Origin of the sequence: Sulfitobacter faviae (genome assembly GCF_029870955.1) — a bacterium.
Classification (GTDB): Bacteria; Pseudomonadota; Alphaproteobacteria; order Rhodobacterales; family Rhodobacteraceae; genus Sulfitobacter; species Sulfitobacter faviae.
Window position 1 is genome coordinate 2,285,049 of record NZ_PGFQ01000001.1, and the last position, 18,446, is coordinate 2,303,494.

Genomic DNA, 18,446 nt, shown 5'->3' on the forward strand with positions numbered 1-18,446 from the left:
CCTTTGCCCACGCGCCTGCGGATCAGGCCGGGGGCGGCGGCGGTGGCGGGGGCATCACGGTGAAAAGCTGCGCCAGTTCGGCCACATCCTCGGCCCGCTGCCAGCCATCTTGGCCCGGCGTCCAGACCAGAGAATCGCGGGTAAGGCTGCCCTCACTCGCCTTGCGGCCCATGGCCGCCTTGGAAAACGGGCCAGAGGTCGCGCCGTCCTTGGCGATGTGCCAGACCTTCTCGACCGGCGGCGGGGGCGGCGGCACCGGTGCGGCGGCGGTGGGGGCAGGGCGCGCGCCCCAGGGGCCTGCCTGCGCGGTGGCGGCTTGGGCCATGCTCATCCCCAACCCCGCGCCGAGGCCCGTTTGCATCGCGGCCCCGCCCGCACCTTCGCGGCCAAGCGCCTCAGCCGCTTGGAACTGCATGTATTCGTTGAGGTTGCCGACCACGCCCATCGAAGTGCGCTTGTCCATCACCGCCTCGACCGCGGGCGGGAGGGAGATGTTTTCGATGTAAAGCTCGGGCATCGCCAGCCCGTATTCCGCAATCTGGGCGGCGATATCCTTGCCCACCAACTGCCCCAACTCGCGCGTGTTGGCGGCCATGTCGAGCACCGGAATGCCGGAGGAGGCGAGTGTGCGCGAGAAAGCCTGAACGATGATGTTGCGGATCTGGAACGAGATTTCGTCCATGGTGAACTCACCATCGGTGCCGACAATCTCGGTCAGGAACTTCGCGGGGTCGCTCACCCGCACGGAATAGGTGCCATAGGCGCGCAGGCGCACGGGGCCAAACTCAGGGTCGCGGGCGATGATCGGGTTCTTGGTGCCCCATTTCAGGTCGTTGAAGCGGGTCGTATTGACGAAATAGATCTCAGACTTGAACGGGCTGCGAAAGCCGTGATCCCAGTGTTGCAGGGTCGTCATGATCGGCATGTTGTTGGTTTCAAGCATATAGAGACCGGGGGTGAAGACATCCGCCAACTGCCCCTCATGCACAAAAACCGCCGCTTGCCCCTCACGCACTGTCAGCTTGGCGCCGTATTTGATCTCATGGCCCTCACGCTCGAACCGCCAAACCATCGTATCGCGGGTGTCGTCGGTCCAATGGATGACGTCGATGAACTGGCCAGAGAGGAAATCGAAAATGCCCATGGGGATGGTCCTTATTCTTTCGTCGTAATGCTGCGTTACACCGGCCCGTCCGTCAACTCGCGCGCGATGATCCGGGTGATCGGGTTGACCTGCTCTGCCGTCATGCCGGGGCGCAGGCGCCGGTCGTAGAGCATCTTGAGCAGAAGTTCGTCATGTTTGGTGAGCAGGGCGAATTCGTCGTCGTCATTGAAGATCGACGGTCGCGCGGCGGGGCTGTCATTGGCAAGGCCCAAGCCCTGCGCCAATTCCTCGTGAATGCACGACAGCCGCAGCAATTCGGGGTTTTCCGAGCGGATCACGGCAACGGCGGCGGTATAGACATTGGGGTTGTCCCCGCGGCATAGGCGGCCACGGCGCAATAGGTGTCGCGGCGCATGTTGCGCATGGCCCGGAGCGAGGATTTGCTGACGCCCGCGACCTTTTCCGCCGCTTGGGCCAGCGCATCGACCCGGTCATCTTCCGAGGCCACGACCACCATGAAATTCGGCCTGTCGCCGATCGAGATCGAATGCCCGGTCACCCGCGCCAAACGGCGGGCGAAGGCGTTGATCTTGGCGGTGTCGGATCGGCGCTGCGAGGGCGGTACGCTGTCGCCGAAGATAATCTGCATCCGGACCGGCGCATCCCAACGGCGCAGCGGGCTGGCACCGCCTTGGCCTGAGAAATTGCCGTCATATTCGTTATACAGCGCGATCTGCTCAAAGTTGCGCGCCAGCATTTCGCTGGTAAAGGGTGTGTCCTCTCCGCCTCCGTCTTGGCGCAGCAGATCTTGGCCCAACTGCGCCTTTTCGACCTGATGCAAATAGCTGCGCAGCATGGCGCTTTTCTGCGAGGTCGGTTTCGCCACCGCCGCCGGGGAAGGGGTGGCGGCGGCAGGGCGGGCCTGCGGTTTGGCGACCTTTTGCAAGACGGGCGCAGGTTCGGCGCAGGCCAAGAGCAGCGTGCTCAGCGCCAGCGCCCCTGCGGCGCGCAGATTTCTGCGCAGACGTCCTTGCATGGCCTGTTCCCTCACGTCAGTCTTAGCTTGGCACCGCGTTGCCGGTGGTATCGCCCAACCCCGTTTCGCGGGCCTTGGCGGCGGCGAGCGTATCGCGCAGGCGGCCTTCCATCTCCTGCAACTCCTTCTCGGCATTGGCGCGTTTCGCCTTGCCCTCATCCGCGATTTGCAGGGATTCTTCGATGGTGCCGATCAGGTCTTCATTGGCCTGTTTCACCGCCTCGATGTCGAAGACGCCGCGCTCCATCTCCTGACGGATCACCTTGTTGCTGTCGCGCAGGTTCTTGGCGTTGGAGGTCAGCAGTTCATTGGTCAGATCATTGGCCTCGCGTACCGCATTTGCCGCCTCGCCGCTGCGCTGGATGGTGACAGCCTGCGCCAGCTGCGTCTCCCACAGGGGCACGGTGTTGACCAAGGTCGAGTTGATCTTGGTCACAAGGCTTTTGTCATTCTCCTGCACCAGACGGATCGAGGGCAGTGACTGCATGGTGACCTGCCGCGTCAGTTTCAGGTCATGCACCCGACGCTCAAGATCATCACGGGCGGCACGCAGATCCCGCAGCTCCTGCGCGCGCATCACCTGATCGTCCTCGCTCGCCTTATCCAGCGCGGTCTGTTTGGCGGGGATAGTCTTGTGATCCAGCTCTTCGATCTTGGCCTCACCGGCAGAGATATAAAGCGCCAGTTCGTCATAGAATTGCAGCGTCTTTTCATAAAGCAGGTCGAGCGATTTGATGTCTTTCAACAGCGTATGCTCATGCGCCAGCAGGTTGTCGGTGATCCGGTCGATCTGGCCCTGCACCTCTTCGAAACGGGCGGTGAACTTGGCAAAGGGCGTGGCACGGCCCAGCAGTTTCTCCCACCAGCTTTGCTTGCGCCGCACGTCCAATTCCGAGACCGAGAAGCCGCGGATCGCGCTGACCATGGTGCGCAGGCTGTCGCCCGCGGGGCCGACATCTTTGTTACGCACATCGGCCAGCATGGATTGGCTGATCTCTTGCAACTCGGCCTGTGCGGCAGAGCCGAAGCTGACGATGGACTGGGTATCGGTCACGTCGATCTCGGCCATGCGCTTTTGGATTTCCGCGCTCTGTTCGGGATCGGCTTTGTTCAGCGGCACGATGGCATTGGCATCCGCCGGTTCGGGCAAGACGGTTGCGTTCACTTCTTCCACCAACCCTTGCGATTGGGCAGCTTTGTCACGGAGGGCATCGGTCATCACTGTTCTTCCTTAGTATTTGCAGGGGTGGGTTGTTCCAGTCGGACCCCCTCACGAGAGAGGCGCGCCCGCAGCACATCGATTTCCACGTTCAGATCGCTGCGGTCATCCAGCAGCGATTTGGCCGTGCGCGCGGCGAAGTTCTGATCCAGATCGTCCAGCAAGGCGAGGTAGTCATCGCGTGCTTGGGTGTCTTGGTTGCGGGCATAGAGGTCGGCGAATTTCACCGTCGCATCATGCGCCCCGCGCAGATAGACGACAAGGTATTTGCGGGCGGCGGTCAGGTCGCGGGGGTCTTCCTCGACGGTGCGGATCAAATGGCGGGCGGTTTCTTGAAACTCCGCCAGCCGCGCTTCGGCGCGGCGGTCGCCCGCGCGCAGGATCGCTTGGCTCATGCCCGAGAGCAGTTTTTCGGCCTCATCCACCACCCGGGCGACGCGGTCTTGCTGGAAGGTGTCGATGCCCTCCATGCCCTTGTTCTGTAGCGGGTCGATGCCGAATGCGGCGAAGTGCAGCGCAGTGGCGGCGATGCCATAGAGCAGGGCCGCGGCGAGACTGGGATCGTTGCTATAAGCGGCGAGGGCCGCGCCCGCACCGGCCAAGAGGGCAGCCAGAATCTTGCGCGGCAGGACGGGGCGGCGGGCGACTTTGCGCTCGTGGTATTCCGCCTCGGCCAGCAAGCCATCGCGCAACAACCAGACGCCAGAGGCCAACAGGAACGCGCCGCCAAGGCCGAGGACCAGCGTGCCCGCGCCCCCGATGAGCGAAGTCGCCGCCAAGAGCACCGGCGGCAGGAACATCAGGTTCACCCGACCGCCCGCCGGATCGACGCGCAGGCGCGCGGTCTTGCGCGGGGCGCTGCCGGGGGTGGCGTCGGGGTCGGGGCTATATTTGCCGCCAAAGCGCTGCGCCATAGGTCAAAGCCCCCAAGAAAACCGCTGGTGAGCCCAAGCAGCAGCACCAGCAACGCGCCAAAGGCGATTTTCTGAAAGGTTGTTGGCGCCATCATGTTTCCCCTTTTGCTGCCCCAGATCGGGCGCAACGCCGTGCCGGCACTGTCAGCCGCACGCCCCACGAGCGAGGCTGCGCCGAGGATGATAACCACGAGCGCGGCCAAGGCCACCAAAAACATCACTATTCGCGCCATATTGCCCTTTTCTGACAGCGGTTTCGCGCTGATCTTGCCTGCCGTTCTCTATTCAACGCACGCAAGTCGGCCGCGTTCCGGAAACGCGTAGGGGCAGCTTGGGGCAGAGCCGGTCAGCGGCGGGGTTTTGGCCCCCGGCCTGTGGGCTTCGGCCCCGTTTTGCCATTCGGTCGCCCCGTCGGGCGCGCCCCCGGTTTGCCGCTTGCCTTGCCGCCTGCTTTGCCAGCCGTCTTGCCCATCGCGGCCTTGCCACGCGGTGCGTTCTTTGCCTTGCCGCCGCCACGGCGGGGCGGCGGTTCGTCGTCTTCGCCCCGTTGCACGGGCAGGCCCGGCTGGCCCGCGCCGCCGAAACCGCCGGGCTTGCGGCGCGGCGGGCGGCGCAGACCGGTGGGTTTCTTGGTGGCGGTGCCGCTGGGGTCTTCCAACTCGAGCCCCAGTTGATCGCGCACGACCTTGCGGCGCAGCTCTTCCACTTCGCCGATCTTCAATTCACCCAGTTGGAACGGGCCGTAGGAGATGCGGATCAGCCGGTTCACGGTCAGGCCCACGGCCTCCATCGCGCGGCGAATCTCGCGGTTGCGGCCTTCGCGCAGGCCGACGGTCAGCCAAGCGTTGGCCCCTTGTTGGCGGTCGAGCGTCACGTCCATCGGCTGAAAGTTTTCGCCCTCCACGGTGATGCCCTTACGCAGCGGCTCCAGCATCTCATCGGTGGGGCGGCCATTCACCCGCGCCCGGTAGCGGCGCAGCCATCCGGTGCTGGGCAGTTCCAGCTTGCGCTTCACCCCGCCGTCATTGGTCAGCAGCAACAGCCCTTCGGAGTTGAGGTCGAGCCGGCCCACGGTCATCACGCGGGGCATATCCTCGGGCAGGGCGTCAAAAATCGTCTCGCGGCCCTTTTCATCGCGGGCGGTGGTCACCAGTCCGGCAGGCTTGTGATACAGCCACATGCGCGGCGGTTCGGGCGCGCCGACGGGGGTGTTGTCAACGGTGATCTTATCCTCGGGCGTCACGTTCAGCGCGGGCGAGGTGATCTGCTCCCCGTTCACGCGCACGCGGCCCGCTTCGATCATGCGCTCGGCCTCGCGGCGCGAGGCGATGCCCGCGCGCGACAGCACCTTGGCGATGCGGTCGCCGGTGGGGGTGCCTGCACTTGCATCGGTGTCGGGGTTTTGCGGGCCGGAGCCAGAGGGGGCGTTTTTGCGTTCATACACTGCGCTTACCCTGTTTCACGGGCTTGCGAAAGGGTGGCGTTTGCGGCCATGTGACGGGATGGAGTTTCGCTCGTATATGGGACAGGCCTTGGCCGAGGCCCGCGCCGCCGCTGCGCGCGGCGAAGTGCCAGTGGGGGCAGTCGTTGTCTCTCCGAAAGGGCAGATCGTTTCCGCCGCAGGCAATGAGACCCGCGCCCGCAATGACCCAACCGCCCATGCCGAGATGTTGGCCCTGCGCGCCGCCTGCGCCGCCGTCGGCTCGGAACGGCTGATCGGTCACGCGCTTTACGTCACGCTGGAACCCTGCGCCATGTGCGCCGGTGCTATCGCCGCCGCCCGGGTGGAGCGGCTCTACTACGGCGCGGCGGACCCCAAATCAGGCGGCGTGGCGCAGGGCGCGCGGGTGTTCTCGCATCCCCAATGTCACCATGTGCCCGAGGTCTTCGACGGAATCGCGGCGGGAGAGGCGGAAGAGATGCTCGTGAGGTTTTTCCGCGAGAAGAGAGACCGCTAGCCGGGCAGCGCCGGACCGGGGATGGCATTCAGGCGTCTCAACGATTATCCGGACGCCCCGCGTCCGGATCGCGCCCGACCCGCCCCCAGGGCGGGCGCGATCCAGCCCTGCACAATGCAAAAGGCCACGCGAAACCGCATGGCCTTTTGAAACTCAAAAGTCAGGCGATCTTACTTGATCTTGCCTTCTTTGTATTCGACGTGCTTGCGCGCAACGGGGTCGTACTTTTTGATGACCATCTTTTCGGTCATGGTGCGTGCGTTTTTCTTGGTCACGTAGAAATGGCCTGTGCCCGCGGACGAGTTCAGGCGGATCTTGATCGTGGTTGGCTTCGCCATGTGTCTTCTCCTGCTGCAGCGCCGCGCAGGCCTGCGTGAATTCTGAATTTCGGGTTCTAGTCAGACCCGCGCCCGAGTCAACCGCTATTTGCCCGCCCGGTGCCGAAAGACGCCGGTTTCGTCGAAAAACCTGCCTTTCAGCCTCGAAAGAGCAGAAATATGCGCGGAAGGCCTATAAGCCGGATTTTGTACCTGTCCGAAAACAGGCGATGACCATTCCTCTGACCGCACCGTTGCCGATGCGGCTATAGCTGCCAACCCGGACCTGCTGGGGCAGAAGAGCCCCGCCTTTGACCCGAAGATCATCGGCACGCGGTCCCTATTTGGCATTGCTCCCGGTGGGGCTTGCCATGCCGGGACTGTTGCCAGCCCCGCGGTGGGCTCTTACCCCACCGTTTCACCCTTACCCTTCGGCCGATCCGGCAAGGCCGGACCGAAGGGCGGTTTCATTTCTGTGGCGCTTTCCGTCGGGTTGCCCCGCCCGGGCGTTACCCGGCACCGTTTCTTCTTGGAGTCCGGACTTTCCTCTACGTCGCTTTTGCCCCGCAAAAGCGACGCCGCGGATGTCACACATGCGTGTGACGAGAGCGGACGTCGGTCATGCGACGCGAGTCGACGCAGCGGCCATCCAGCCTTCCGCGCAGCCCCGCCCTAGACGCCGGCGCGCGGCGCGTCAATGGGGGCGGGAAGGGCGGCAAGGTCTGCGGGGGTGAGAGGGCCGCGCCCCCATGGCCTGAAACGCAACCGCACGGTGTCTAGCAGCGTGTCATCGTCGCAGGGCGCAGTGAAGCCTGCGGCCTGCGCAGCGGCGCGAAAGGTTGCGGTGGTTACGCTGTCAGGAAGGGGGCCATCGCCCGCAGGCAGCGCCAGCCCGCGCCCTGCGAGCCGGGCCCAGTCGAATCGGGGGCCGGGGTCGATCTTGCGGCCCGGTGCCATGCAGGAATGGCCGATCACCCCTTCGGGCGGAATGCTGTGGCGTGCCATGATGCCGGGCAGGAGGGTCTCCAGCGCCTGCATCTGCGGCTCGGAAAACGGGTGGTCGCCACGGTTGTCCAACTCGATCCCGATGGAGCGTGAGTTGATGTCCTCCAACCCCGCCCATTCGCCCGCGCCTGCATGCCACGCGCGTTGCTCTTCCTCGACCATCTGAATGACCTCTCCGCGGCCTGAAATCAGGTAATGGGCCGAGACTTCGGCGGAGGGGTCGCACAGCCGTTCCAACGCCGCTTGGGCGCTGGTCATGGCGGTGTAGTGCAAGACGATCAGCCGGGGGCGCAGCCCGCCGCGCCGCGGGCTGCAATTGGGCGAGGGATGCGCCGTCACATCAGGCGCGGCAGGCATCTTTCAGCCCTGTGCAGCCCGGCGGAAGGGTGTGGGATCCCAGTCGCAGGCGAAGCCATCGCCATCGGGGTCCATGCCAAGGCGGTCTTTCTCGGGGCCGCCGGCCTCAAGAAAGGCGATCTGTGCTTGGTCGGCGTGGCCGTATTGCGCACAGGCGCGTTCGAACTTGCGGGCCTTGTTGAAACCGATGCGGCTATAAATCTGCTGGCCGACCGACTGATTGGTTTGCAGGGCGTAGGCAACGATATTCGGGCCGACATTGCGGCGCTCGGGCAGGGCCTCGGGTTGGACGACCTGATATTGCGCGCGGTTCGCGGCCACGCGGGCGGCGTCGTCTTGAATGCTGCGCTGGCCCGACACGGCGTCGAAGTTGTTCTCGTTCGAGATGCCCACGGCGTTGACCGCGGCGGGGGGCGGGTTCGACGGGCTGGCGTTCACCGGGGCCACGCCCGAGTTGGTGGCCGCGTCATTGCCCAGACCGTTGCTGGCCCCACCCGGACGGGTGGCGGCGAGAACACGGGCGGTTTCCGCCGCCGTCGCTTCGGGAGAGCCGTCATCCAAAGGCTGGGCGGTCACCTCCGAGGCGGCGGGCATGTAGCTGCCGTCGCCCGCCAGCGCGGCATCGCGCGCGCGCTGCTCGGCCTCGAAACTGCCGTCGCCAAAGCCGACACCGCGCCCGGTGTTGATGTTCCCGGAATCGGGGATCGCCGGTTGGCAGGCTGCCAAAAGACCGCCTGCCGTCATCGCTAGAAGTGTCCGTGTGATCATCTGACCCGCTCTCGCTCTTGTTCACCGCTCTGCGGCTTACCACCATTTCTCGGGCTTGGCCACAAAACCGGCGGCCTTCTCCAGCGCATAGGCGGAGGACAGCAGGTCGGCCTCTTCCCACGGACGCCCGATCAGTTGCAGACCCAGCGGCAGACCCGTGCTGCTTTGCCCCGTGGGCAGTGCCACGCCGGGCAGGCCGGCGAGGTTCACCGTCACGGTGAAGACATCGTTGAGATACATCGCCACCGGATCGGCGTCCTTCATCTCGCCCAGACCAAAGGCGGCGGAGGGGTTGCCGGGGTCAGGATGCTGTCGATGCCTTGGGCGAAGACGTCTTCGAAGTCCTTCTTGATCAGCGTGCGGACCTTGCGGGCGCGGTTGTAATAGGCGTCGTAGAAACCGGCGGAGAGCACATAGGTGCCGACCATCACCCGGCGCTGAACCTCGTGGCCGAAGCCCTCGGCGCGGGTCTTTTCGTACATCTCAGTGATGCCGTCGCCGTGGTCGAGCTTGGCGCGGTGGCCAAAGCGCACACCGTCATAGCGCGCGAGGTTCGAGGAGGCCTCGGCGGGCGCGATGACGTAATAGGCGGGCAGGGCGTATTTGGTGTGCGGCAGCGAGATGTCGACGATCTCGGCGCCCGCGTCTTTCATCATGGCGATGCCGTCGGCCCACAGCTTTTCAATCTCCTCGGGCATGCCATCCATGCGATATTCGCGCGGAATGCCGATCTTCTTGCCACGGATGTCGCCGGTGAGCGCCGCCTCAAAGTTCGGCACGGCCAGATCGGCGCTGGTGCTGTCCTTGGCGTCATGGCCGCACATGGCTTCCAACATGATGGCCGCGTCGCGCACTGTCTTGGTCATCGGCCCAGCTTGGTCGAGCGAGGAAGCGAAGGCCACGATGCCCCAGCGGGAGCAGCGGCCATAGGTTGGCTTGATCCCCACGGTGCCGGTGAAGGCGGCGGGCTGGCGGATCGAGCCGCCGGTGTCGGTGCCGGTGGCGGCAAGGCAGAGGTCTGCGGCCACGGCGGCAGCAGAGCCGCCCGAGGAGCCGCCGGGCGTCAGTTCCGCCGTGTCACCTTCGCGCCGCCACGGGTTCACCGCGTTGCCGTAGACGGAGGTTTCGTTGGACGAGCCCATGGCGAATTCGTCCATGTTGAGCTTGCCCAGCATCACAGCACCACTGTCGCGCAGTTTCTGGCTGACGGTGCTTTCATATTCGGGCAGGAAGCCTTCGAGGATGCGGCTGCCCGCTTGGCTCGGTACGCCCTTGGTGCAGAAAAGGTCCTTGATGCCGATGGGCAGGCCGCACATCGCGGGGGCGTCGCCCTGTTTGATGCGCGCGTCGGCCTCGGCGGCCTGTTCCATCGCGATCTCGGGCGTGCGGTGCACGAAGGCATTGAGCGCGCCTGCGCCGTCGATGGCTTGGATGCAGGCCTCGGTCAGGTCTTTCGAGGTGGTCTCGCCCTTGCGCAGGGCGTCGCGGGCCTCGGCCAGGCTCAGTTTGTTCAGATCGGTCATTATTCCACCACCTTCGGCACGGCAAAGAACCCTTCACGGGCATCGGGGGCATTGGCCAGCACGCGGTCCTGCTGGTCGCCATCGGTGACCACGTCTTCGCGCCGTTTCAGGCGCTGCGGGGTCACGGAGGTCATCGGCTCGACGCCCTCGACATCCACCTCGGACAGCTGTTCGATAAAGCCGAGGATGGTGTTGAACTCTTCCGCCAGCGCCGGCAGCGCGTCGGGTTCAACCTTGATCCGGGCCAGTTTCGCCACGCGTGCGGCGGTGTTTTCGTCGATCGACATGAACATCTCCATCTCTTTGAGGCTCCTCTACCGTTTGGGGGCGGGCCTCGCAAGGGTTTGAGAGGTTCGGAACGGAGCCGGGCGGCGCCAGACCGGGGATGGTGCTTGCGCCGAGGCAGTTGGGCAATTCATGGCTACGGCGGTATTCGGTGATGTCGGGATGGCGTCCGGGTAGCAGAAGCGCCAGCCCGGCGGGCATGCGCCCTTGATTCCGGGCTAGGGTGGCATGTTCGGGGTTACTTGATTCCGCGCAGCATAGGGTCAAATCTGATGTTAGACCCACCGCAATCAGGAGGACCCCCATGAACATCATCTGGCTCGGCCACGGCTCATTCCGCATCGAAATCGAAGACCAAGTGCTGCTGATCGACCCTTGGCTCAAAGACAACCCCATGCTGGACGAGGCGCACCATGCCGATGCAATCAAGGGCGCTACGCAGATCCTCGTGACCCATGGCCATTTCGACCACACGGCAGATATCGCCGACATCGCCAGCCGCACCAATGCCCCGGTCGCGGGATGGTCGAGCTGATGGGCTGGCTGGAAAGCAAAGGCGTGCAGCAGACCACGGGCTTTAACAAAGGCGGTACGATCCGCGCAGGCGCGGTGGCGATCACCATGGTCCCGGCCTCGCATTCCTCATCGGTGGAAGGCGAAAACGGGCCGATCTACACCGGGATGGAGACCGGCTTCATGATCTCGGGTGAGGGGCATACGATCTATCACTCCGGCGATACGGCGATCATGGCGGATATGGATTGGATGGGCGACTATCACAAACCCGATATCGGCATTCTCTCGGCGGGCGGGCATTTCACGATGGACATGGCGCAGGCCGCCTATGCCGCCAAACGCTATTTCGATTTCAAGACAGTCATCCCCTGCCACTACCGCACCTTCGACGCGTTGGAGCAATCGGCGCAGACGCTGATTGACGGGCTTCCGGGCGTCGATGTGGTGGAGCCGCAGGTGATGCAGCCGATCACCGTCTGATCCTCCTCCGCCCCGACGCCTTGCGCGGCGGGGCGGAACGGGGATACCTGAAGGAACTGCCGGGGGAATGCCATGTTTGCCAAATCGACTGCCGTGATCTTGCTGCTGACACTGGGGGCCTGCGCACCGTTGAGCCGGGCGGAGCCCACAGGCAGTGTCGGCTTTACCGGGGTGGGCGGCGACAGGCCGGTCATCTTCCCGGCGCATCTGTTGGTGTATCAGCCGCAGTAGACGCAAGGCGGGTCAGATGCCCAAAGAAGGCCACTTCATCAACCGCAGCAATTGGCTGCGCGCCGCCGTTCTGGGGCCAATGATGGTATCGTCTCCTCGGCCAGCCTGCTGGTCGGGGTGAGCGCGGCGGGCATGACGCAGGGCAATGTCCTGCTGACAGGGCTTGCGGGGCTCACCGCCGGGGCGCTGTCGATGGCGGCGGGGGAATATGTCTCGGTCTCGGCGCAGGCGGATGTGGAGAAGGCCGATCTGGAGCGTGAGCGCGTCGCCCTGATCGAAGATCCTGACTATGAACTCAGCGAACTGGCCGAAGGGCTGGAGAACCGGGGCGTGCAAAGCGACCTCGCCCTAGAGGTCGCCACCCAGATGACCGACCATGACGCCCTCGGCGCCCATGCGCGCGAAGAGTTGGGCATGTTCGGTCTCGCCGGTCAGGCCGATCCATTACAGGCTGCGGGCGCTTCGGCATTGGCCTTTGCCTTGGGGGCGGGCTGCCGCTGTTTGCGGCGGTTCTGGCGCCTGCGGGGCTGCGCGGCGTGACCATTGCCTTGGTGGCGCTGCTGGCGCTGATACTGCTCGGCGCGGGCGGCGCGCAACTGGGCGGTGCGCCAAAGCGGCCCGCCATCGGGCGCGTCGTGGTTTGGGGAGGTCTGGCAATGGCCGTCACGGCCGGGGTCGGGCATCTGTTCGGCGCGATTGGATGAGCGGCTTGGACCAAGACGGTGCCAAAGAAAAAGGCCGGCCCTTTCGGAGCCGGCCTTTCGCATTAGATGGCAGGGCGATTACTCGCGGTTGCCGAAGAGCGACAGCAACATCATGAACATGTTGATGAAGTCCAGATAGAGGCTCAGCGCGCCCATGATCGCGGCCTTGCCCAGCCACTCAGTGTCGCCGTGATGGGCGTGGGCCAGATACTCGGTCTTGATCTTCTGGGTGTCATAGGCGGTCAGACCCGCGAAGATCAGAACACCGATCGCCGAGATCGCGAACATCAGCGCCGAGGAGGCGAGGAAGATGTTGACGATCGACGCGACGACCAGACCAATCACACCCATGATCAGGAAGCTGCCCCAGCCGGAGATGTCCTTCTTGGTGGTGTAGCCCCAGAGCGACAGACCCGCGAAGGCGATGGAGGTGATCAGGAAGACTTGCGCGATGGAATAGCCGGTGAAGACCAGAAAGATCGAGCTGATCGAGATGCCCATAACGGCGGCGAAGGCGTAGAACACAACCTGCGCCGTGGCGGCGGACATGCGGTTGATCATGGCGCCAAAGCCGAAAACAAAGGCCAGGGGTGCGAACATCACGACCCATTTCAGCGGCGAGGCATAGAGCGCATAACCCAATTGCGTCAGGTATTTATCCTGGCTGAGCTGCGCCACAGCGGCGGAGGGGTCGGTGGTGACCGACAGGCCCGAGATGGCCCAGGCCGCGGCGAAGGTGATGAGCATGCCGATCGACATGGTGCCATACACCTTGTTCATATGAGCGCGCAGACCCTCGTCGATCGCGGAGACGCGCGACCCGGCAGCAGAGCGAATTGAATTGACGTCAGCCATTTAGTGACTCCCATTGGCAAAGTTGCGTGTCGAAACCAGGCCGACACGTTCTTGGGTCTGAATATCGGGCCTGAGGGGGCGAATTTCAAGTGTCTTGCGGGCTGCTAACACGGCAATAATCGCGGGTTTTACGGGTGGGGATGTTCGGGGCGAGCGCGGGGCGTCGGCTTACCCTGCGCGCGCCTTGGACGGGGCTGCCGCGACCGGTCGATCGGCGGAAAAGCACCGATGCGTTTCAAGCGACACGCGCGCGGGCAGCAGCCGTTCTCACCGCCCCAAACACGGAAACATGGCATTTGACGCATTCCGACGGGAACCGATTGATATCCTTCGCGTTCATCCAGTGGTTGCCGAGCGGGAAACCGACAGGCCCAAGGAAACTTGGGGATTTCACGCCCGCCGGTCGCAGAGAGAGAGGGGCAGTGCACCGCCTGAGGTTGCAGTCGATACAGGGCAGATTTTTACCATCCCGTGAAATTTCTTGGCCGAATTCAACGCAACCGCTATGATAGGAGGCAGAACTTTCGCGCAACCCCTGCGGTATCGTGCGAGGCGACGGCACACTTCGTCCTTGTTTGGAACTGAGATTGGCACGGTCGCATGTGCCCTATAAGGATTAGAGAATATGGTGCATGTGGTAGATGTACATGTAGGCAAACGTATCCGGCAGCGCCGCTGGCTGACGGGGATGACCCAGCAGAAACTGGCGGAACTGGTTGGGATCAAATTCCAGCAGATACAGAAATACGAAACCGGCGCGAACCGCGTCAGCGCCTCCCGGCTGTGGGATATCGCCGATGCGCTTGGGGTGCCTGTGTCATTCTTTTTCGAAGGGTTGAAGGATGAGGACGTCGCCGAAGGTGCGCCGATGGACGGGCTGCCTGCCGATTTGATGGCCGACAAGGAGGCGATGGAACTGGTGCGCTCTTACTACGCCATCCCCGAGAACCAGCGCCGCCGGTTGTTTGAACTCGCCCGCGTCTTGAGCGACGTGGCCTGAGCCTGCCCGCCCGCGTCTGGACGCGGCTCTAACGCACTGACAGGCTTGCGCAAAGGGGCGCAAACTGTCAGGTCTTCGCCATGATGAACACCAGTGACTTCGATCCCGATATCCGCCGCGTTGCCCATCTGATGGCGGATGCGGCGCGGCAGGTGATCCTGCCCTATTTCCGCAGGCTCGATTTGCAGGCCGACAACAAGCTCGGCACCGGTTTCGATCCGGTGACAGAGGCCGACCGCGCCGCCGAACGTGCGATGCGCGATATTCTGGCGGCCGAGCGGCCCGCGGATGGTATTCTGGGCGAGGAATATGGCGCGCAGCCCGGCACATCGGGGCTGACTTGGGTGCTCGACCCCATTGACGGGACGCGCGGCTTTCTCAGCGGCACACCGACTTGGGGCGTGCTGATCGCGGTTTCCGATGCCTCGGGGCCGTTCTATGGCATCATTGACCAGCCCTATATCGGGGAGCGGTTCGAGGGGGCGCCGGATGGCGCGCTGATGACCGGGCCGCATGGAAGCCGCCCCTTGCAGACCCGTGCGGCGCGAGATCTGCGGCAGGCCATCGTCTTCACCACATTTCCCGAGGTCGGCAGCAGTGAGGAGGCCAGCGCCTTTCGCGCCGTCGCCTCGCAGGCGTTGCTGACCCGCTATGGCATGGATTGCTACGCCTATGCGCTGGTCGCGGCGGGGCAGGTCGATCTGGTGATCGAAGCGGGGCTGAACGCCTATGACATCCAAGCGCCCATCGCGGTGATCCAAGCCGCAGGCGGGATCGTCACCGATTGGCAGGGCAACCCGGTGCATGAAGGGGGCAGGGCGCTGGCCGCGGCCAACCGCGACATCCACGCCCAAGCGCTTGCGATCCTTTCCGCCTATTGTTTCAATTGTCGGGAAAGCCCGGATTGACCGGCCCCGGCGGGATGCGATAAATCCCGCAGAAGGTCGGTTCTCTCGCCCGTTTTCCACCGATCACACACGCTTTGCATGAGACGGGCATAGCGAAAGTGTGACCTATGGCAGAGACCCTCATCCGCGGCGCGGATTACCTTCTCACGATGGACGACACCCGGCAGGAGCTTGCAGGCGCGGACCTGTTGCTGCGCGACGGCGTGATTGCCCAGATCGGGCAGGGTCTTCGGACAGAGGGTGAGATTGTCGAGGCGAAGGGCTGCGTCGTAACGCCGGGCCTCGTCAACACCCACCACCATCTTTACCAAAGCATGACCCGTGCCGTGCCGGGGGCGCAGGATGCGCTGCTTTTTGGCTGGCTGCAACGGCTCTACCCGATCTGGGCGCGCATGGGGCCGGAGCATATGTTCGTCTCGGCCCAGATCGGGCTGGCGGAACTGGCGCTCTCGGGCTGTAGCCTAAGTTCGGACCATCTTTATCTCTACCCCAACGGCGTGCGGCTGGAGGATACGATCCACGCCGCCGCCGAACTTGGGCTGCGTTTTCACCCCACCCGCGGCTCGATGAGCATTGGCGAAAGCGAAGGCGGCCTGCCGCCCGATGCACTCGTGGAGCGTGAGGCGGCCATTTTGGAAGACTGCATCCGCGTGGTCGACGCCTTTCACGACCCTACCGAAGGGGCGATGTGCCGGGTCGGATTGGCACCCTGTTCGCCCTTTTCGGTCAGCCGCGAATTGATGCGCGACACGGCGCTGCTGGCGCGCGACAAGGGCGTGATGCTGCACACCCATCTGGCCGAGAATGCCGAGGATGTCGCCTATTCGCAGGAGAAATTCGGCTGCCGCCCGGGGGAATATGCCGAAAACCTCGGCTGGCTCGGCGACGACGTTTGGCACGCCCATTGCGTGCAGTTGGATGGGGCCGAGATCGACCTTTTCGCCCAGACCCGCACGGGGTTGCGCATTGTCCTTGCTCGAACTGCCGCCTCGGCTCGGGCATCGCGCCGGTGCGGGCGATGCTGGACGCAGGCGTGCCGCTGGGGCTGGGCGTCGATGGCTCCGCCAGCAACGACAGCGGCAATCTGGCTGCCGAGGCGCGGCAGGCGATGCTGTTGCAGCGGGTGGCGCGGGGGCGGATGCGATGAGCCCGCGCGCGGCGCTCGAACTGGCCACGCGGGGCGGGGCGGATGTGCTGGGGCGGCCCGACTGCGGGCGGCTGATTCCCGGCAAACGGGCCGATGTGGCGATTTGGGATGTCTCGGGCGTGCACAGCGCGGGCAGTTGGGACCCGGCTGCGCTGCTTCTTGCCGGTCCTACGGCGGTGCGCGACCTTTTCGTTGAAGGCCGACAGGTGGTGCGCGATGGTCGGATCACCACCATCGACTTGGCCGCTCAGGTGGCGCGGCAGAATGATTTGGCGAAAGGCTTGGCTGAATGAAGCCGGTTTTACTCTCGATACTGATGCTGGCGGGGATGCCCGCCTTGGCCGACCCGATGGGATTGGACAGGGTGAACGCCCTGCGCGATGTGAAGGGGTTGCAGCCCCTGAGCTATGACAGCCGTTTGGAACAGGCGGCAAAGGACCACGCCCGCGACATGGCCACGCATGACTATTTCAGCCACCAAGGCCGCGATGGCACCGATGTCGGCCGCCGCGCGGCGGTGGCAGGCTATGAATGGTGTTTCGTGGCCGAGAATATCGCCAAGGGGCAGCAATCGCTTGATGAGGTCATGACCGGCTGGACCAACTCGCCGGGGCATTACCGCAATATGGTCGACGCCCGGGCCGAGGAGATGGGGCTGGTGCGTGCTGATGACGCGGTCTGGGTCATGGTGCTGGGCGCGCCCTGCTGATCCCAGCCATAGGCGGGGGGCGTTACGCCCTGCCGCCCCGCTGCGCGCCCGCCACCCAAACATCCGCAATCGCGCGGTCATCGCCCATCATGATCGTGGCGAAAAGGCTTTCCCAAATGTCCTTGGCCGCGGCATGGCGCTGCGCGATGGCGGGGGTGGAGTCGAGCGACAGCACGGTGATGTCGGCCTCCATCCCTTCGGCCAGTGAACCCACATGATCTTGCAAATGCAGGCTGCGGGCCGAGCCTGCGGTGGCCAGCCAAATGAGCTGTGCCGCATGCAGCGGCGTGCCGCGCAGCTGGCCGACCTCATAGGCCGCAGCCATGGTGCGCAGCATCGAAAAGGACGAGCCGCCGCCGGTATCCGTCGCCAGCGCCAGCGGGATGCCCCGCGCAGCAAGGCCGGTCATGTCGAACAGCCCCGACCCGATGAAGGTGTTTGAGGTCGGGCAATGCACCAGCGCACCGCCGACCTCCGCCAGCCGGTCGATCTCACGCGGTTCCAGATGGATCGCATGGCCGTAGAGGCCGCGTTCGCCCAGCAGGCCATGGGCCTCATAGGTATCAAGGTAATCGCGCGCCTCTGGGAACAGGTCGCGGACCCATTCGATCTCATCCGTCTGCTCGCTGAGGTGCGTCTGCATCAGGCAGGTCGGATGCTCTGCCCAAAGCGCGCCGAGGGTGGAAAGCTGCTCGGGCGTGGAGGTGGGCGAGAAACGTGGCGTGATCGCATAGGTCGCGCGGCCCTTGCCATGCCAGCGCTCAATCAGCGCTTTGCTGTCGTCATAGGCCGATTGCACCGTGTCGCGCAGCCCCTCGGGCGCGTTGCGGTCCATGCAGGTCTTGCCCGCGACGATCCGCTGGCCTCGCTCCGCTGCCGCCTGAAACAGCGCGTCGGCGCTATGGGGTGGATGGTGCAATAAGACGCGACCGTGGTGGTGCCATGGGACAGCGTCAGGTCCAGATAGCGCGCGGCAATCTCGCCCGCGTAAGCGGGATCCGACAGGCGCATTTCTTCGGGGAAAGTATAGGTGTTCAGCCAGTCGATCAGCCGCTTGCCCCATGAGGCGATGATTGCGGTTTGTGGGTAGTGCACATGGGCATCGACAAAGCCCGGGCAGATCAGCGCATCGGCGTAGCGTGTCACCTCGGCCTGCGGATGTGCGGCGCGCAGCGCGTCCCCCTTGCCGACGGCGGCGATCAGGCCATTTTCGATCAGCACACCGCCTTGGGTGTCGATCTTCACGGCATCCTCCCAAGCGCTTTGCATCGGGTTGCCGGAATAGGTGAGCGTCGCGCCCAAAAGGAGTCGTTGATTTGTCATGCCAGTGGTTTAGGTGAGGGCGGGACGGGGAACAATACCGAAGCGTCGCTGGTGCCGTTGTACCGGCTTGGGCGCTCGCATATCAT

Annotated in this window: 16 protein-coding genes, 1 other RNA gene and 5 pseudogenes; 8 read left to right on the forward strand and 14 right to left on the reverse strand. The window is 64.4% G+C overall.

The features are described 5' to 3' along the window. Positions 1–22 precede the first annotated feature (22 nt). From CUR85_RS11815 to CUR85_RS11835, 6 genes are all read right to left on the reverse strand, one after another. Positions 23–1,144, reverse strand: a complete 1,122-nt coding sequence (locus CUR85_RS11815) for an SPFH domain-containing protein (protein ID WP_209219081.1) — start codon at positions 1,142–1,144, stop codon at positions 23–25. A 35-nt stretch (positions 1,145–1,179) separates the two neighbouring features. Next, on the reverse strand, positions 1,180–1,443 hold the full coding sequence (locus CUR85_RS20215; RefSeq protein WP_343245433.1) for a DUF2927 domain-containing protein: 264 nt from the start codon (positions 1,441–1,443) through the stop codon (positions 1,180–1,182). Continuing rightward, positions 1,440–2,141, reverse strand: a complete 702-nt coding sequence (locus CUR85_RS11820; protein ID WP_343245434.1) for a DUF2927 domain-containing protein — start codon at positions 2,139–2,141, stop codon at positions 1,440–1,442. The genes CUR85_RS20215 and CUR85_RS11820 overlap by 4 nt, the downstream gene beginning before the upstream one ends. A gap of 22 nt (positions 2,142–2,163) precedes the next feature. Continuing rightward, positions 2,164–3,360: a toxic anion resistance protein gene (locus tag CUR85_RS11825; protein WP_067264081.1), complete on the reverse strand. Its 1,197-nt coding sequence runs from the start codon at positions 3,358–3,360 to the stop codon at positions 2,164–2,166. Continuing rightward, positions 3,360–4,274 (reverse strand): 5-bromo-4-chloroindolyl phosphate hydrolysis family protein, encoded by a 915-nt coding sequence (locus CUR85_RS11830; RefSeq protein WP_136720677.1) that lies wholly within the window; start codon positions 4,272–4,274, stop codon positions 3,360–3,362. Before CUR85_RS11830 ends, CUR85_RS11825 begins: the two co-directional genes overlap by 1 nt. Positions 4,275–4,620: 346 nt before the next feature. After that, positions 4,621–5,718, reverse strand: coding sequence for a pseudouridine synthase (locus CUR85_RS11835; RefSeq protein WP_425520133.1), 1,098 nt, complete (start codon positions 5,716–5,718; stop codon positions 4,621–4,623). Between the two features lie 58 nt (positions 5,719–5,776). On the opposite strand from CUR85_RS11835, the gene CUR85_RS11840 reads away from it, so the two are divergent. Next, entirely contained in the window at positions 5,777–6,232 is a 456-nt protein-coding gene (locus CUR85_RS11840; protein WP_067267564.1) for a nucleoside deaminase, read from the forward strand. Between the two features lie 170 nt (positions 6,233–6,402). On the opposite strand, the gene rpmG is transcribed toward CUR85_RS11840, so the two are convergent. The 6 genes and pseudogenes from rpmG to gatC form a co-directional block, all read right to left on the reverse strand. Beyond that, positions 6,403–6,570, reverse strand: a complete 168-nt coding sequence (gene rpmG / locus CUR85_RS11845) for a 50S ribosomal protein L33 (protein WP_007119221.1) — start codon at positions 6,568–6,570, stop codon at positions 6,403–6,405. A gap of 158 nt (positions 6,571–6,728) precedes the next feature. Next, positions 6,729–7,149: RNase P RNA component class A (gene rnpB, locus CUR85_RS11850), an RNA gene on the reverse strand. 72 nt (positions 7,150–7,221) lie between these two features. After that, positions 7,222–7,911: an N-acetylmuramoyl-L-alanine amidase gene (locus CUR85_RS11855; protein WP_067267566.1), complete on the reverse strand. Its 690-nt coding sequence runs from the start codon at positions 7,909–7,911 to the stop codon at positions 7,222–7,224. Between the two features lie 3 nt (positions 7,912–7,914). After that, positions 7,915–8,679: a hypothetical protein gene (locus tag CUR85_RS11860; protein WP_067267568.1), complete on the reverse strand. Its 765-nt coding sequence runs from the start codon at positions 8,677–8,679 to the stop codon at positions 7,915–7,917. 36 nt (positions 8,680–8,715) lie between these two features. Beyond that, positions 8,716–10,202: pseudogene (gatA, locus tag CUR85_RS11865) on the reverse strand (Asp-tRNA(Asn)/Glu-tRNA(Gln) amidotransferase subunit GatA). Continuing rightward, the gene (gene gatC, locus CUR85_RS11870; RefSeq protein ID WP_067267591.1) at positions 10,202–10,489 is read right to left on the reverse strand and encodes an Asp-tRNA(Asn)/Glu-tRNA(Gln) amidotransferase subunit GatC; all 288 of its coding nucleotides are present in this window, start codon (positions 10,487–10,489) and stop codon (positions 10,202–10,204) included. Before gatC ends, gatA begins: the two are co-directional and overlap by 1 nt. A gap of 302 nt (positions 10,490–10,791) precedes the next feature. Here gatC and CUR85_RS11875 point away from each other — a divergent pair. From CUR85_RS11875 to CUR85_RS11885, 3 genes and pseudogenes are all read left to right on the forward strand, one after another. Beyond that, positions 10,792–11,483, forward strand: a pseudogene (locus CUR85_RS11875) (metal-dependent hydrolase). A 72-nt stretch (positions 11,484–11,555) separates the two neighbouring features. Then, positions 11,556–11,714, forward strand: a complete 159-nt coding sequence (locus tag CUR85_RS11880) for a hypothetical protein (RefSeq protein ID WP_156505794.1) — start codon at positions 11,556–11,558, stop codon at positions 11,712–11,714. A 16-nt stretch (positions 11,715–11,730) separates the two neighbouring features. Then, a pseudogene (locus CUR85_RS11885) lies at positions 11,731–12,418 on the forward strand (VIT1/CCC1 transporter family protein). Between the two features lie 78 nt (positions 12,419–12,496). Here CUR85_RS11885 and CUR85_RS11890 read toward each other — a convergent pair. Beyond that, entirely contained in the window at positions 12,497–13,273 is a 777-nt protein-coding gene (locus CUR85_RS11890) for a Bax inhibitor-1/YccA family protein (RefSeq protein ID WP_067267576.1), read from the reverse strand. A gap of 625 nt (positions 13,274–13,898) precedes the next feature. Between CUR85_RS11890 and CUR85_RS11895 the strand changes: the two genes are divergently transcribed. The 4 genes and pseudogenes from CUR85_RS11895 (at position 13,899) to CUR85_RS11910 (ending at position 17,037) form a co-directional block, all read left to right on the forward strand. Further along, positions 13,899–14,273, forward strand: a complete 375-nt coding sequence (locus CUR85_RS11895; RefSeq protein ID WP_067267578.1) for a helix-turn-helix domain-containing protein — start codon at positions 13,899–13,901, stop codon at positions 14,271–14,273. Between the two features lie 80 nt (positions 14,274–14,353). Then, entirely contained in the window at positions 14,354–15,181 is an 828-nt protein-coding gene (hisN, locus tag CUR85_RS11900; RefSeq protein ID WP_067267580.1) for a histidinol-phosphatase, read from the forward strand. Between the two features lie 107 nt (positions 15,182–15,288). After that, positions 15,289–16,621: pseudogene (locus CUR85_RS11905) on the forward strand (8-oxoguanine deaminase). Further along, a complete protein-coding gene (locus tag CUR85_RS11910; protein ID WP_067267582.1) occupies positions 16,618–17,037 on the forward strand; it encodes a CAP domain-containing protein in 420 nt (139 codons plus the stop codon). Before CUR85_RS11905 ends, CUR85_RS11910 begins: the two are co-directional and overlap by 4 nt. A 22-nt stretch (positions 17,038–17,059) precedes the next feature. Here the strand turns inward: CUR85_RS11910 and guaD are convergent. Continuing rightward, positions 17,060–18,360 (reverse strand): annotated as a pseudogene (gene guaD / locus CUR85_RS11915) (guanine deaminase). Positions 18,361–18,446 lie beyond the last annotated feature (86 nt).